The following is a 526-nucleotide window of genomic DNA, read 5'->3' on the forward strand; positions in this document are numbered from 1 at the left end:
TTCAGAAAGTTTGGTACAAAACAACAGCGGTGCTTCGGGATTTTTCCTCAGAATGGTGAAATTACCCCCGCAAGTACCGCCTCATGGCAAATTTATAAACGCAACCGGTTCAAAGCGGGCGTGGCTGGGTATTGCTCAATTATCTTCTCCGTTCAATTGTCAATTTACAGAGTTTGCTTCATCGTTTGTTGCATAACGTTGTGATAACCGGCCGCAAAATGCGATGGGTTAAAGAGGAATTATTGTTGAACCTTATGCGTGGTTGTTAATTTTCAATGCCGGGGCCTTTTTGCGGTCCGTGTTCATTAGCTGGTGTACGCCCGGCATGGGCGTGAACTTATGGGGTGCAAGTCCCCTGTACGTAGAATCCAATCACCGCCTTTTGGCAGCGATACCAAGGTACTAGCCGACGGCAAGGGCGTCTCCGCGAGGAGGGGTCTGAAGGAAGCCCGAGCGCAAAGCTATGAGCCGACGGACAGAAACAGCATATAAGGCCGAGTCACCGGGCAAGTCAGCACCACATGAC

1 protein-coding gene is annotated in these 526 nt (G+C 50.2%); it reads left to right on the forward strand.

What is annotated here, in order from left to right:
• Positions 1–196 (forward strand): hypothetical protein (locus tag JWJ90_RS22905; protein ID WP_205229517.1); only part of this gene is annotated, 196 nt, incomplete at its 5' end.
• Positions 197–526 lie beyond the last annotated feature (330 nt).

The sequence above is a fragment of the Desulfobulbus rhabdoformis genome (genome assembly GCF_016919065.1).
Lineage (GTDB): Bacteria > Desulfobacterota > Desulfobulbia > Desulfobulbales > Desulfobulbaceae > Desulfobulbus > Desulfobulbus rhabdoformis.